The 12,800-nt window shown below is 63.1% G+C and carries 13 protein-coding genes; 2 read left to right on the top strand and 11 right to left on the bottom strand.

Annotation, left to right across the window (positions count from 1 at the left end):
* Positions 1-34: 34 nt before the first annotated feature.
* From JFV30_RS19150 to JFV30_RS19115, 8 genes are read right to left on the bottom strand one after another with little or no spacing between them, the layout of a single operon-like run.
* Positions 35-982, bottom strand: a complete 948-nt coding sequence (locus tag JFV30_RS19150) for a metal ABC transporter solute-binding protein, Zn/Mn family (RefSeq protein WP_201124930.1) — start codon at positions 980-982, stop codon at positions 35-37.
* Complete coding sequence (locus tag JFV30_RS19145) at positions 982-1,881, bottom strand: metal ABC transporter permease (protein ID WP_169385853.1); 900 nt, start codon at positions 1,879-1,881, stop codon at positions 982-984. Before JFV30_RS19145 ends, JFV30_RS19150 begins: the two co-directional genes overlap by 1 nt.
* Positions 1,878-2,624 (bottom strand): metal ABC transporter ATP-binding protein, encoded by a 747-nt coding sequence (locus tag JFV30_RS19140; protein ID WP_201124929.1) that lies wholly within the window; start codon positions 2,622-2,624, stop codon positions 1,878-1,880. Before JFV30_RS19140 ends, JFV30_RS19145 begins: the two co-directional genes overlap by 4 nt.
* The gene (locus JFV30_RS19135) at positions 2,621-3,541 is read right to left on the bottom strand and encodes a metal ABC transporter substrate-binding protein (protein ID WP_029615742.1); all 921 of its coding nucleotides are present in this window, start codon (positions 3,539-3,541) and stop codon (positions 2,621-2,623) included. The genes JFV30_RS19140 and JFV30_RS19135 overlap by 4 nt, the downstream gene beginning before the upstream one ends.
* Positions 3,542-3,567: 26 nt before the next feature.
* On the bottom strand, positions 3,568-4,125 hold the full coding sequence (locus JFV30_RS19130; RefSeq protein WP_201124928.1) for a DUF6162 family protein: 558 nt from the start codon (positions 4,123-4,125) through the stop codon (positions 3,568-3,570).
* Positions 4,122-4,451: a hypothetical protein gene (locus tag JFV30_RS19125; RefSeq protein WP_177042805.1), complete on the bottom strand. Its 330-nt coding sequence runs from the start codon at positions 4,449-4,451 to the stop codon at positions 4,122-4,124. Before JFV30_RS19125 ends, JFV30_RS19130 begins: the two co-directional genes overlap by 4 nt.
* Positions 4,448-4,987 carry a thiamine pyrophosphate-binding protein gene (locus JFV30_RS19120; RefSeq protein ID WP_201124927.1) on the bottom strand — a complete coding sequence of 180 codons (540 nt, stop codon included), beginning with the start codon at positions 4,985-4,987 and terminating at the stop codon, positions 4,448-4,450. Before JFV30_RS19120 ends, JFV30_RS19125 begins: the two co-directional genes overlap by 4 nt.
* Entirely contained in the window at positions 4,984-6,186 is a 1,203-nt protein-coding gene (locus JFV30_RS19115; protein WP_201124926.1) for a PepSY-associated TM helix domain-containing protein, read from the bottom strand. The genes JFV30_RS19120 and JFV30_RS19115 overlap by 4 nt, the downstream gene beginning before the upstream one ends.
* A gap of 251 nt (positions 6,187-6,437) precedes the next feature.
* On the opposite strand from JFV30_RS19115, the gene leuC reads away from it, so the two are divergent.
* Together leuC and leuD are read left to right on the top strand one after the other, a co-directional pair.
* Complete coding sequence (gene leuC, locus JFV30_RS19110) at positions 6,438-7,859, top strand: 3-isopropylmalate dehydratase large subunit (RefSeq protein ID WP_201124925.1); 1,422 nt, start codon at positions 6,438-6,440, stop codon at positions 7,857-7,859.
* A complete protein-coding gene (leuD, locus tag JFV30_RS19105) occupies positions 7,856-8,470 on the top strand; it encodes a 3-isopropylmalate dehydratase small subunit (protein ID WP_201124924.1) in 615 nt (204 codons plus the stop codon). Before leuC ends, leuD begins: the two co-directional genes overlap by 4 nt.
* Positions 8,471-9,337: 867 nt before the next feature.
* Here leuD and JFV30_RS19100 read toward each other — a convergent pair.
* The 3 genes from JFV30_RS19100 to JFV30_RS19090 form a co-directional block, all read right to left on the bottom strand.
* Positions 9,338-10,252, bottom strand: coding sequence for a LysR substrate-binding domain-containing protein (locus JFV30_RS19100; RefSeq protein WP_201124923.1), 915 nt, complete (start codon positions 10,250-10,252; stop codon positions 9,338-9,340).
* A 155-nt stretch (positions 10,253-10,407) separates the two neighbouring features.
* A complete protein-coding gene (gene dctA, locus JFV30_RS19095) occupies positions 10,408-11,712 on the bottom strand; it encodes a C4-dicarboxylate transporter DctA (RefSeq protein ID WP_010166551.1) in 1,305 nt (434 codons plus the stop codon).
* 99 nt (positions 11,713-11,811) lie between these two features.
* A complete protein-coding gene (locus tag JFV30_RS19090) occupies positions 11,812-12,687 on the bottom strand; it encodes an alpha/beta fold hydrolase (RefSeq protein ID WP_201124922.1) in 876 nt (291 codons plus the stop codon).
* Positions 12,688-12,800: the final 113 nt, after the last annotated feature.

Genomic DNA, 12,800 nt, shown 5'->3' with positions numbered 1-12,800 from the left:
GGCACCGAAAGGTGCCTTTTTTGTGGGGCCGGGTTTAAAGCGCCTTGATCACCTGATCCACATTGCCTTCCAGCTCCGCCACCGGGTCGGCGCCATCGGTGCCCAGCACCAGCAACTTCGCCCCGCCAGCCGTGACTGCCGCCTGTACTGCCTCGCTTGGCGTGCGGTGATGCAGCACCACGGCCACCTCATTCTCTTTCAAGCCTTCGCTCAATTGCTGCAACGCCTCGGGTGTCCACTCGGTATCCGCCCGTGGATCGGTGCTGACCAGCTCCAGGTTCAACCCGCTCACCAGGTAACCAAAGTGATCACTCAGACTGACCACCGTGAGGGTGTCCGCCTTGGCCAGTCGCGCCTCGCTGTCGGCGGTGAGCTTGAGCAGGCGTTGTTTGAGCGCGGCCAGGTTGGCTTCGATCTGCGGCTTGGCCTCGGGCGCCAGGCGGGTCAGGTCGGCGGCCATCACGTCGGCCATGCGGCCCATGTTGTTGCTGGCCTGCCACGGCTGGCTGTTCAGGCCATCGATGGATCCAGGCTGTATCGCAATCCCCGGCAAACCGCCGTCTACCGGGCGTGCGGCGTCGATTTCGACGATACGGATATTGCTGCGCCGGGCCACCGGGTACAGCGGGTCGTCGGGCCATAACGAGCGCAAGCCGATGGCCGCATCGGCATCCTGCGCCAGCGTATTCAGGGCTTGCGCGCCGCGCCCGGTGAAATAGGCGACTTGCCGCGAGCCGGGCAGGTTGGCCGGTGCTGCGCGCTCAAGCAGCACGTCGGTGCCTTTGAGCAGTACCTGCGCCAGGCCATAGGTGATCGGCAAGGCGGCAAGGACTTTCACCGGCGTTGCGGCCTTGGCCTTGTTCAAGGCCGCATGGCCGACGCCTTGGTTGGCGGTGATCTCTAACGGCTTGACGCCGTCGGCGGCGAACGCGGGTGTGGCGATTGCCAGGGCCAGAAGCAGTGGTCGAAAAATCGGGCGCATTATCCAAGATTCCCTTTCAGGCTGGGCACCGTGCCGCGGGCAACGGCGGCGAGGGCGAAGGCGATACCGGCTACCAGAATGATCGCGGCACCGGACGGAATCGGCAGGTCGAAGAGGATCGGCAGCAGGATCCCGCACAGGGTGCTGACCGTGGCGATCAGCACCGAGATCCAGAAGAAGCCTTTGAGCGATTGGCTCAACAGGCGTGCGGCGGCCGCCGGAATCACCAGCAACGCGCCTACCAGGATCGCGCCGATGACCTTGACCGCCGCGACGGTGATCAACGTCACCAGGATTACAAACAGATAGTCCAGGGTTTTGACCGCTACCCCGCGCACTGCTGCCAGTTGCGGGTTGAAGCTGGCGAGCATGATGCGGTTGTAGAGTGGCAACGCCAGGGCCATCACCAGCGAGCCGACAATCGCCAGCACCAGCAGGTCATTGCCGTTCACCGTCAGTACCGAACCGAACAGCACGTTTTCGAGGATGTGCACGTTGATCTTGCCCGCCAGAATCAGCAGCAGGCTCGCGCCCAGGGCCAGGGACACCGACAGGAACACCCCGATCAGCGTGTCCGGCGCAAGCCCCGTGCGGTTACGCAGGTAGTTGAGCAGGATGCCGAACAGCAGGCAGTAGCCGAACAGGCTGCCGTAAGGCCCGGTGTAGGGCTCTCCCAGCAGAATGCCCACGGCCACGCCGGTCAGCGCGGCATGGCCCACGGCTTCGGAAAAGAACGCAAAGCGCTTGACCACCACCAGGGTGCCCAAGCCGCCCAGCACCGGACCGATCAACAGCCCGGCCAGCAACGCATTGACCACAAACCCATAGGCCAGCGCTTCCGGCAAATACCCGGAGGACGCCCAACCCTGGACCATCAAGCGAAAGGCTTCGTAGCTCATAAGGCCGGGCTCCGTGGATGGGTGGAGAACAGGGTCAGCAGACGGTCCGGGGTCAACGCCTCCTTGGGCGTGGCATCGAACAGCACGCGGCGGTTCAGGCCGGTAACACGGTCAGCCAAACGGCCGACGGCTTCCAGGTCGTGTTCGATCCACAGCACGGTGATCCCGGCCTGGCGCCAGTCGTTCAGCAACCGCTCGAACACCTGGATGCCGGCTTCGTCCAGCGCCGACATCGGTTCGTCCAGTACCAGCAATTGCGGCGCCGGGATCAAACCCTGGGCCAGCAGCACCCGCTGGCGTTCACCCCCCGACAAGGCGCCCATGCGCCGTTTGCGTTTGTCCTGCATGCCGACCCGTTCGAGCGCTTCGCCAATCGCGGCGGCGTAATGTTTGGACAGCCCCAGAAACGCCGGCCGCCGCTGGCACATGGCAGCCATGAAGTCGTCCACGGTCATTGGCAAGCCCCGGTCGAACTCCAACGCCTGGGGCACGTAGCCGATGGTGCCCGGCCCATCGGGCCAGTGCAGGCTCAACTGGCCCTGGTGCGGCGTTTGCCCCAGCAGGGTCTTGATCAACGAGCTTTTGCCGCCGCCGTTGGGGCCGACCAGTGCATGGATGCTGCCGGGCTGGACCTGGAAGCTCACCGCATCGAGGATCACCGTGCGGCCCAGGGTCAGCGCCACATTATTGAAGTCGAGGGTCGGGCCAACACTGGCCACCTTCAAGTGTTCCGCCGCCGTCATGCCCCGGACTCCTGAATCGCCCGTACCACGGTGTTGAGGTTGCCGGTCATTTCCACTTCGTACTTTTCAGCGCTGTAGTCGCCATAGGAAATGTGCGACAGCGGGTACAGCTTCACGCCCGACTCACGCTGGATGGTGTCGACGTAGCTGGACGGGAAATCCATCTCCGAGAAGATCACTTTCACGTCCAGTTCCCGCAACTGGTCGATGGTTTTCTTCAGCTGGCTGGGGCTCGGCTCGATGCCGTGGGCCGGTTCCACCACGGCGGTGACTTCCAGGCCGAACTCCCGCAGCAGGTAGTCATAAGCCGCGTGCACCGTGGCTACCCGCAGGTCCGGGTTGGGCGCACTGGTGAGTTTGGCCAGGGCGTCGGCGCGCATCTGGCGCAGGCGCTTGCCGTAGGCGCGGGCGTTCTGGGTGTAGGTCTTGGCGTTGTCCGGGTCGAGCTTGCCCAGTTCCCGGGCGATGTTATTCACCTGGGCAATCGAGGCGCTGATGGACAGGAAGGTGTGCGGGTTGACCACCTTGCCGGCACCGCGCGCGGCGTTGCCGGTGGCGGCCAGCAGCGGCACGTTGGCGTTCGCTTCGATCACCGGGATGTCCGGGCGCTCGCTGGTGGCGATCATGCGGTCGGCGAAATCGTCATGGCCGACGCCATTGAGCACGATCACATCCAGGGTGCCGATGCGCTTGATGTCTTCGGCGCGGGGCTCGTAGGCGTGAGGGTTGAAGCCGGCCGGAATCAGCGGCACCACCTCGGCTTTGTCCCCCACGATGTTGGCGACGTAGCTGTAATACGGGTGCAGGGTGATACCGATGCGCAGGCGTTTGGCAGCGTCGGCACTGGCCATGGGCGCCAGCAGCAAACTGAACAAGCCTGCGAGCACCAGGCGTAATAAGGGCGATGAAATAGACATGGTCTTCTCTCGGCTACAGCGTGAATTCAATGACGATGCTGGCGGGTGACACCGGCATCGAACTGCGCGACCACTTGCTGCCAGCCCGCGCTGATCAGCGCCTGGTCAGTGAGGTCGGTGGGAGGCTTGAGGTTGGCGCTGCGGTTGAGCCAGATATCCGGCTCGGCGCCACTGATGCGCATCAGCAGCGAACCGCTGAGGGCCGGGGTCTGGCTCAGTCCCAGGTAGGCGGTGTCCAGCAACTGCCAGTGGTGGTCGCCACGGCTCACCGAGCTGGCGTCCTGGGCGAAAGGCGCAAAGCCTTCTTCGGCCAGTTGCCCGGGTGTCGGCAGGGCGCTGTGTTCTTCCTGCAGCAAGTGGATTTCATCCAGGGTCACCCGCAGGTCGGCATAGATGCCCTGCTCGGCGGCGCTGAGGTCGCGACGGGCGTCCAGTTGGTGGCTGGGCACGGCGGCGATCTCCTGGCGTTCACCGCGCAAGGCCACCACGGTGCCGGCGACGGCGAGGATGATCAGGCACAGCAGCAGGACGTACAGGGTTTCGTGCCCGGCACCGGCCGGGCGAACAACGTGAGTCGTGCTCATTGGGGCTGGATATCCGCTTGGTCGATTTCCACCACGTGGCCGGGGCCGGCATCAAACAACACGTAGAACTCGGCGGACGGTTTCTTGAAGGTCAGCTTCGAGTCTTCACCCAGCTTGCCGGGCACCAGGATGGTTTCGTCATAGCCGATCACGTCGAGCGTCACGCCGGGGGCGCCGCTGCCATCGGAGAAACCGCCGGTGCACTGGATCTGCTCACCGGCGATTTCCTTGCATTCACACATCGGGTTGTGGGCGAGGGCAACGGTACTGAAACCGGCGCCGAGGATCAGCACGCCACAGGCGCGGGCCAATTGCTGCAAGGTCATGGTTTAACTCCTCGTTTTTTCAGCCAGTCGATGGTGGCCGGCGATGCCTGGCTCAAGGGAATGGAGGCCTGGTGCATGGCGCCGTCCCAGCCTTCCATGGTGATCCACACTTCGGCGTCCAGCGGCGTGCGTTCAGGGATCGGCAGCGCGGCGCCCATGCGGTACGGGGTGCCGAAGAAAATCACCCCGGCGGCCCGCAGGCTGCGTGGCTTGCCGATGCGCAGGTAGGTGGCCTTGACCTGCTCGGTACAGGCAGTGCACAGGGCCGCGTTGAAGGATTTCATCGGGCCCGCCGGGTCAGGGCGCGGAGGCTCGTTGCGCAGCTCTGCGAGCTTCAGGCTCCAGGGGCCGACCTGCACGTCGCCGATCTCCCGTTCGCCGAGGCCGCTGTCACCGCGAAACAGCGCCGCGTCGGCGAAGTACTTGGGCATAAAGCCCAGGGGCACCAGCAACAGCAAAATATTGATGTGGAAGCGCCATTTGAGCCAAAAGGCCCGCAGCGGCGAGGGCGGTTGAACCGTCGTGGCCTTGTTCATCGGTTGCCCTCCGTGGTTTCAGCCTGCAAGGCCTGGATTTTCGCCGGTTGACGGGACGCTTTGGCTTCGCGTTTCAGGGCATTGAGGGTGGCCAGGGCCGTGCGTTTGGTCCAGATCAGCAAGCCGCTCAAGACCATCATGCTCAGCACCAGGCCGAAGAAGGCCCAGATCAGCTTGATCCAGATCCCGCCAAAATCCCCGGTGTGCAACGGGCGCATGGATTCGGTGACGAACTCCAGGGCCGAACGGTCTGACAGCAGGTGCGAGGCAGCGATTTCGCCGTTGTACGGGTTGATTTCTGCGGTCTGGAACATCAGCGGGTACCAGCCACGCCCGCCGATGCGCAGGTGGCTGTAGGCGTTGCTGGGCAGGCTCACAAAGCTGGCCTCGAGCCCTGGAATCCGCTGGGTGGCGATGGTGATCGCCTCGTCCAGCGGAATCATGGGCGCCGGCACGCCCGGGGCGGACATCGGCACTTTGTCGCGGGCAATCGCCGGGACGATAGGCTCGCTGGAAATGGTGATCTGGTTATCGCCCAGGATCGCCTGGATCAGGAACCAGGTGCCGGTGATCGAAATCACCGCGATAAACCAGATCGACCAGATGCCGCTCAACCGGTGGAAGTCGCCCCAGAAAATCCGCGCACCGTGACGAATGCGCAGCGTCGGCCTGAAAAAACCTTTCCAGAAGCGCTTGTAGACCACGAGGCCGGTGACCAGCGAGGCCAACAGCGGCAAGCCCAGCAGCGAGACCAGGTACCAGCCCCAGCTGTAACCATTGGTGAACGGCACCAGCCACCAGCCATGCAGGGCACGGGTAAATTGCTGGAAGTTGAACGATGGGCTGATGCCCTGGATCACCCCGGTGTACGGGTTGACGTAAACCTCCAGCGAGCGCCCGTCGGGGTAGCTGAGGTCGGCGCTGAGGGCGAAATGCGATTCGTCCGGGCGGCTCAGGGATTCGACGATCACCTGGGGTTCGGCGCGCTTGATGGCGCCGATCACCTGGTCGTAGGTGAGCGGTTCGGCATCGTCCGACGGCTTGCTGGCGCGGATGTCCGGGTTGGCCAGCCAGACGATCTCCTGGCTGACCACCGCCAGGGTGCCGGTGACGCAGACGATCAGCACAAAGAACCAGATGGGCAATGCCAGCCAGCTGTGCACGAGAAACCAGAGTTTTGAGCGTGACTTCTTCGACATGTGAATGAGGGTCTTGATCGGAGGGGGGCAGTAAAGGCCCGGAAAACGCCACCCGTAGCTTTTGCTGACGCGAGCGGCTGTATCTAAGTTAAGACGGATGAGAAACGCAAAACCCTAAGGCGGATATGAAAGTAAATGTTTCAGATACGCATTCATGCAACACGAAACATGTTCCGAGTCATCACCAAGGCGGGATTGATGGGGCGGGGGTGCTGCCTATGATGGGGTCATACCGTTGAGCGAGCCCCATAATGACTTCTGCCAGAACCCTCTACGACAAACACATCGATTCCCACACGGTGTGCCGCCTGGATGACCAGGGCCATGTGCTGCTGTACATCGACCGCCAGGTGATCAACGAATACACCAGCCCCCAGGCCTTCAGCGGCTTGCGCGAGGCAGGCCGCGGCGTGTGGCGCCCCGGCACGGCGCTGGCGGTGGTCGACCATGTGAACCCCACCACGCCCAAGCGCATTGCCGCCATGCCGGATGCGGGCGGCGCGCGGCAAGTGTCGTACCTGGCGGAAAACTGCCGGGACTTCGGGATTGAACTGCTGGACATCCTCGACAAGCGCCAGGGCATCGAACACGTGATCGCCCCGGAGCAGGGCTTTATCCTGCCGGGCATGGTGATTGCCGCCGGCGACAGCCACACCACCACCTATGGCGCACTGGGCGCATTCGGCTTTGGCATCGGCACCTCGGAAATCGAGCATTTGCTGGCCTCCCAAACCCTGGTCTACAAACGCCTGAAGAGCATGCGCGTGACCGTGGACGGTGCATTGGCCCACGGCCTGACCTCCAAGGACGTGATCATGGCGCTGATCGGCAAGATCGGTGCCTCGGGTGCCACCGGCTATGCCATTGAGTTTCGTGGCTCGACCATCGATGCCCTGAGCGTCGAGGCCCGCATGACCATCTGCAACATGGCGGTGGAAGCGGGCGCACGCGGTGCCTTCATGGCGCCGGATGAAAAAGTCTTCGCCTACCTCAAGGGCAAACCCCGCGCGCCGAAGGGCGAACTGTGGGACCGCGCCCTTGCAGGCTGGCGCCAGCTGCACTCGGACGCAGACGCAGTGTTCGACCTCGAAGTGCACCTGGACGCCACGGCCCTGGAGCCGATGGTCACCTGGGGCACCAGCCCCGACCAGGCCGCGCCCATCGGCGCCCGCGTGCCCGACCCGCAAGACGTCAGCGACCTGATCCTGCGCCAGGACATGCGCCGCGCCCTGAACTACATGGGCCTGGAAGCCGGCATGCCGTTGAGCGAGATCGTCATCAGCCATGCGTTTATCGGTTCCTGCACCAACGCCCGCATCGAAGACCTGCGGGACGCCGCCAGCGTGGTGCGCGGCAAGCACGTGGCGGACCACGTGCGGGCGATGATCGTGCCGGGCTCCACCGAAGTGCGCGACCAGGCTGAAGCCGAAGGCCTCGCCGCGATTTTTATCGACGCCGGGTTTGAATGGCGCCAGTCCGGGTGCTCGATGTGCCTGGCAATGAACGACGATGTGCTGGAGCCGGGCGATCGCTGCGCCTCCAGCACCAACCGCAACTTCGAAGGCCGCCAGGGCGCGGGGGCACGCACCCACCTGATGAGCCCGGCCATGGTTGCCGCCGCTGCCATCACTGGCCGCCTGACGGATATTCGCTACTTTGGAGACCGCACATGAGCCTGCAACCCTTCACTCGCATCACCGGCAAGGCCGCGCCGATGCTGGCGGCCAATATCGACACTGACGTGATCATGCCCAAGCAGTTTCTCAAGGGCATCGACCGCAATGGGCTGGACCGCGGGTTGTTCTTTGATTTGCGTTTCTTGCCGTCGGGCGAGGCCAACCCGCAATTCGTGCTGAACCAGCCGGCCTGGCAGGGCGCGAGCTTTATGGTGGTGGGGCCGAACTTCGGTTGTGGTTCCAGCCGGGAGCATGCGGTGTGGGGCTTGAAGCAGATGGGCATTCGGGCGCTGATCGGCAGCAGTTTTGCCGGGATTTTTTATGACAACTGCCAGCGTAACGGGGTGTTGTTGATTACGCTGGACGAGGCGGTGTTGCAGCGGTTGGGGCAGACCGTCAGCCAGCCTGAACAGGCGCAGATCAGTGTGGACCTTGAGGCGCAGGAGATTCTTTTGGCGGACGGGCGGGTGATTCCGTTCCAGATTGATACGTTGCGCAAGACTGCGTTGTTGCTGGGGTTGGATGCCATCGGTACTACGTTGCAGCGCAGTGAGCAGATCAGGGCGTTTGAGCGTGAACATCTGGCGGCCAATCCTTGGCTTGGGTGATAGGGTTGTTGTTGCAGTTTGAGTGCGGTGAATGGGGGGGGCATATCCGTTATTTAGGTAACGGCTGCTTAGGGTTCCGCTCTTACAGCGGGTCACTTTTGAAAAGCGCAAAAGTAACCAAAACGCTCTGCCCCGCCTGTCGGCACCTCGCTAAGGCTCGGTGTTCCCTCACTCCGGCATTGCTCCGCGGGCCGCCGCGACGGGGCGTCCCTGCCCCGTCGCGGCTAAACCGGCGTCCTGCCGGTTTACCCGCTCCGCACCACCTGCGTTCGGCCTCGGGCTTATTGGGGCAGTCAGAGCCAGATCAAGATCAAAAGCAACAGCACAGCGGCCTACAGGCCGGCTTGAGTGGTAGAAGCCAGAGCAAAAGCTAAAGCAAAGCTGCTTTTCTGTAGGAGCCGGCTTGCCGGCGAAAAACCTGAGAGCGCCGCGTTGAATCAGGATGCCCACGTCATCGTTAACCACCTTCGCCGGCAAGCCAGCTCCTACAAGGGATCGTGCCCGCTTTAGATTTTGATGGTGCCCTTGCTTCACACCACTCAAGCCGGCCTGTAGGCCGCTGTGCTGTTGTTCTGCTTTTGATCTTGATCTTAGGCGCCCCGTTAAACCACGCTGGCCGAACGCAGGCTTTGGAGCGTGGGTAACCCGGCAGGACGCCGGGTTAGCCGCGCTGGGCCAAGGATGGCCCATCGCGGCGGCCCACGGTCCAAAGCCGGAGTGAGGGCACACCGAGCCTAGGCGAGGTGCCGAGTGGTGGGGCAAGAGCGTTTTGCTTACTTTTGCGCTGTTCAAAAGTGAGCCGCTGTAAGAGCGGAACCAATACCAGCCATCACCCAAATAACGGATATGTACCCAAGCCCCGGGGCATCAAATCGACAACCCCTTGAAGTGCTCCTGCAAAAACTCCACACACGCCCGCAGCTTCCCGGAGTACGCCAGCCGCGTCGGATACACCGCCCACACGTTGGCACTCTGGGTGTAGTCATGCAGCACCTGCACCAGTTTCCCTTGCTCCAGCAGCGGCTTCACATCCCACATCGACCGCAACAACACCCCACGCCCATCAAGTGCCCATTGCAAAACGATCTCGCCATTGTTGGATGACAGCGGCCCACGCACGCGCACGCTGTCCTGCACGCCATCGCGTTCCAGGTGCCAGATGCCAAAGGCGTTGTCGCGCTCTTTGAGTACCAGGCAGTCGTGTTGCTCCAGGTCGCTCAAGTGCTGCGGCGTGCCTCGGCGTTCGAGGTAGGCGGGCGCGGCACACAACACCCGGCGGTTGCTCACCAGCCGGCGGCCGATGTGTTGCCCGGGAATGTCGTCGCCCACGCGAATCTCCAGGTCAAAACCCTCGCTGACGATATCCACCACCCGGTCAAACAGGTCCAGGCGAATCTCCAGGTCCGGGTATTGCTCAGCCAGCAGCGACAGGGCCGGCGCCACATGGTTGCGGCCGAAACCGAAGCTGCTGCACAAATGCAGATGGCCACGGGGGCTGTCGTGGGCGTCGGAAAGCTCATCGGACAGTTGCTGGAAGTCTTCGAGAATACGCACGGCCCAGCGCTGCACGCGCTCACCGTCTTCGGTCAGGGCGATACGGCGGCTGGTGCGGTGCAGCAGGCGGGTGGCAAGGGTGGTTTCGAGAATCTGGATACGCTTGCTGACGTAGGCCGGGGACAAGCCCAGCTCATCGGCAGCCGCAGCAAAGCCGGCCTTGCGGATCACGGTCAGGAATACCCGCAGGTCTTCAGGTAGGGGCACGGTATCTTTCTTGTTAGTCATCAGAAACAGGCGTGGCGGCATGAGCCGCCAGAATAGCACCGGTGTGGCGAGGGAGCTTGCTCCCGCTGGGCTGCGCAGCGGCCCCAAAAAGAGGGGAGCGCTGCGCACTCCAGCGGGAGCAAGCTCCCTCGCCACAGGGGATTGGTACTTAAGGTCTACTCAGCGGCGATCTTCGCCTGCGCAGCAGCCCGCGCATGACGGCCATGCTTGAGGGCGATAGGCGCCATCTTCTCGCGGTCCAGTTCGCCTTCCCACGCAGCCACCACCAGGGCGGCCACGGCATTGCCGATGATATTGGTCAACGAGCGGCACTCGGCCATGAAGCGGTCGACACCCAGGATCAGCACCATCGCCGCCACCGGCACCGTCGGCACCACCGCCAGGCTGGCGGCCAGCGCGACGAAGCCTGCGCCTACCACTGCGCCCGCGCCTTTGGAGGTGAGCATCGCCACCGCCAGCAGGGTCAGTTGTTGCTCCAGCGTCAGGTCGATATTGGTGGCCTGGGCCAGGAACAGCACCGCCAGGGTCATATAGATGTTGGTGCCGTCCAGGTTGAAGGTGTAGCCAGTGGGCACCACAATCCCCACTACGCCTTTGGAGGCGCCGAGGCTTTCGAGTTTCTGGATCAGTTGCGGCAGGGCCGATTCGGAGGAGCTGGTGCCCAGCACGATCAACAGTTCGGCCTTGATGTACGTCAGCAGCTTGAAGATGCTGAAGCCGACATAGCGGGCAATGCTGCCCAGCACCACCGCCACGAAGAAAAACGCGGTGACGTAGAACGTGCCCACCAGTTTCAGCAGCGGCAGCAGCGAACCCAGGCCGTATTTGCCGATGGTGAAGGCGATCGCGCCGAACGCACCGATCGGCGCGACGCGACTGATCATCCCGACGATGCGGAAGAACACTTCGCTGGCCTGGTTGATCACGCCTACCAAGGGCCGGCCCTTCTCGCCTATCATCACCAGCCCGAGGCCAAACAGCACTGACACAAACAGCACCGGCAGGATTTCGCCCTTGGAGAAGGCGTCGAAGAAGGTGGTCGGGATCACGTGCATCAGGAACCCGGTGACGCCTTCGCCGTGTTCGGCCTGGCCGACAAAACCGGCGATGGCCGAGCTGTCGAGGGTCTTCACATCAATGTTGAACCCCACGCCCGGGTGCAGCAGATGCGCGGCGAGGATGCCGATCACCAGGGCGATGCTGGAGACAATCTCGAAATACAGCAGCGCCTTGCCGCCCACGCGGCCCACCTGCTTCACGTCGTGCATGCTGGTGATGCCGGAGACCACGGTGCAGAAGATGATCGGGCCGATGATCATCTTGATCAGCTTGATAAAACCGTCGCCCAAGGGCTTCAGGTCAATGCCCACCTGGGGCCAGTGGTTGCCGATCAACACGCCCAGCACAATGGCGATGATCACCTGCACATACAGGGTTCCCAGCAGTTTTCTGATTGTCATTTTTATTATCTCGAGACGTTTCTTGGGCAAGCAGATCCCGTCGCAGGCTTTTTCAAGCCTGCGGGGCGGGATCGATCAGATCAGCGGTTGACTAAAGGCTCAACGAAGGAAGGTCAGGACTTCGCCGAGCAACAGCTCTGGGGCTTCTTCAGCGATGTAGTGGCCGGCCGGCAGGGCCTTGCCACGTACGTCGGTGGCTACTTTTTGCCATTCCTTGAGGGGTTCGAAACAGCGCCCGACGGTACCCTCGGCGCCCCACATCACCAGCAACGGCAGGTTCAGCTGGTTGCCGTTGTCGATATCGGCGCGGTCGTGCTCGAGGTCGATGCCGGCGGCGGCACGGTAGTCTTCGCAGATGCCGGTGGCGGTGCCGGGCAGTTTCAGGCAGCGCAGGTATTCGGCAAAGGCTTCATCGGTGAACGGCTTGAGCCCGGCACTGCGGCTGCCCATGACGCTGCGCAGGTACAGCTCGGGGTTGCTTTCGATCAGGCTTTCCGGCAACGGCGCCGGGCGGATCAGGAAGAACCAGTGCCAGTAGGCGCGGGCAAAGGCCTCGTCGGTCTGGGCGTACATCGAAAGCGTCGGTGCGATGTCCAGCAGCACCATGCGTTGCACGGCCTTGGGGTGGTCCAGGGCCAGGCGATGGGCGACGCGGGCGCCACGGTCGTGGGCCAGCACCGAGAATTCATCAAAGCCCAGGGCCTTCATCAACTCGACGCCGTCGCGGGCCATTTCGCGCTTGGAGTAGTGGATGTGATGCTCATCGGCGGCGGGTTTGCTGCTGTCGCCGTAACCGCGCAGGTCGGCGGCGACCACGGTGAAGTGTTCGGCCAGTTGCTCGGCGACTTTGTGCCAGATGACGTGGGTCTGCGGGTGCCCGTGCAGTAGGAGCAGGCCGGGACCCGCGCCGCCTTTGCGGTAGTTGATGTCCACACCGTTGACGTGGCGCTGGTCTTTTTGGAATCCGGCGAACATGGAATGACTCCTTGTGATGATTGCCTGCATCCTGAAATCACACGGCGCCTGGGGCAAGGGGGAAAACGTGGAGGGGTTGTTCATGAAGTGTGTTGAAGCCCGATCTTTCAGGC

Source organism: Pseudomonas sp. TH32, from assembly GCF_016650855.1.
GTDB lineage: Bacteria > Pseudomonadota > Gammaproteobacteria > Pseudomonadales > Pseudomonadaceae > Aquipseudomonas.
The sequence above is the reverse complement of the archived record's forward strand: the minus strand, read 5'-3'. Positions and strand labels throughout refer to the sequence as shown.

What these genes read in the sequence shown, in the direction of transcription:
- JFV30_RS19125 (WP_177042805.1), bottom strand. Translation starts at nt 4,451, where the DNA reads ATGACCTTGCAGCAATTGGCCCGCGCCTGTGGCGTGCTGATCCTCGGC.
- JFV30_RS19100 (WP_201124923.1), bottom strand. Translation starts at nt 10,252, where the DNA reads ATGACTAACAAGAAAGATACCGTGCCCCTACCTGAAGACCTGCGGGTA.
- JFV30_RS19120 (WP_201124927.1), bottom strand. Translation starts at nt 4,987, where the DNA reads ATGAACAAGGCCACGACGGTTCAACCGCCCTCGCCGCTGCGGGCCTTT.
- JFV30_RS19150 (WP_201124930.1), bottom strand. Translation starts at nt 982, where the DNA reads ATGCGCCCGATTTTTCGACCACTGCTTCTGGCCCTGGCAATCGCCACA.
- JFV30_RS19090 (WP_201124922.1), bottom strand. Translation starts at nt 12,687, where the DNA reads ATGTTCGCCGGATTCCAAAAAGACCAGCGCCACGTCAACGGTGTGGAC.
- leuC (WP_201124925.1), top strand. Translation starts at nt 6,438, where the DNA reads ATGACTTCTGCCAGAACCCTCTACGACAAACACATCGATTCCCACACG.
- JFV30_RS19145 (WP_169385853.1), bottom strand. Translation starts at nt 1,881, where the DNA reads ATGAGCTACGAAGCCTTTCGCTTGATGGTCCAGGGTTGGGCGTCCTCC.
- JFV30_RS19140 (WP_201124929.1), bottom strand. Translation starts at nt 2,624, where the DNA reads ATGACGGCGGCGGAACACTTGAAGGTGGCCAGTGTTGGCCCGACCCTC.
- dctA (WP_010166551.1), bottom strand. Translation starts at nt 11,712, where the DNA reads ATGACAATCAGAAAACTGCTGGGAACCCTGTATGTGCAGGTGATCATC.
- JFV30_RS19135 (WP_029615742.1), bottom strand. Translation starts at nt 3,541, where the DNA reads ATGTCTATTTCATCGCCCTTATTACGCCTGGTGCTCGCAGGCTTGTTC.
- JFV30_RS19130 (WP_201124928.1), bottom strand. Translation starts at nt 4,125, where the DNA reads ATGAGCACGACTCACGTTGTTCGCCCGGCCGGTGCCGGGCACGAAACC.
- JFV30_RS19115 (WP_201124926.1), bottom strand. Translation starts at nt 6,186, where the DNA reads ATGTCGAAGAAGTCACGCTCAAAACTCTGGTTTCTCGTGCACAGCTGG.
- leuD (WP_201124924.1), top strand. Translation starts at nt 7,856, where the DNA reads ATGAGCCTGCAACCCTTCACTCGCATCACCGGCAAGGCCGCGCCGATG.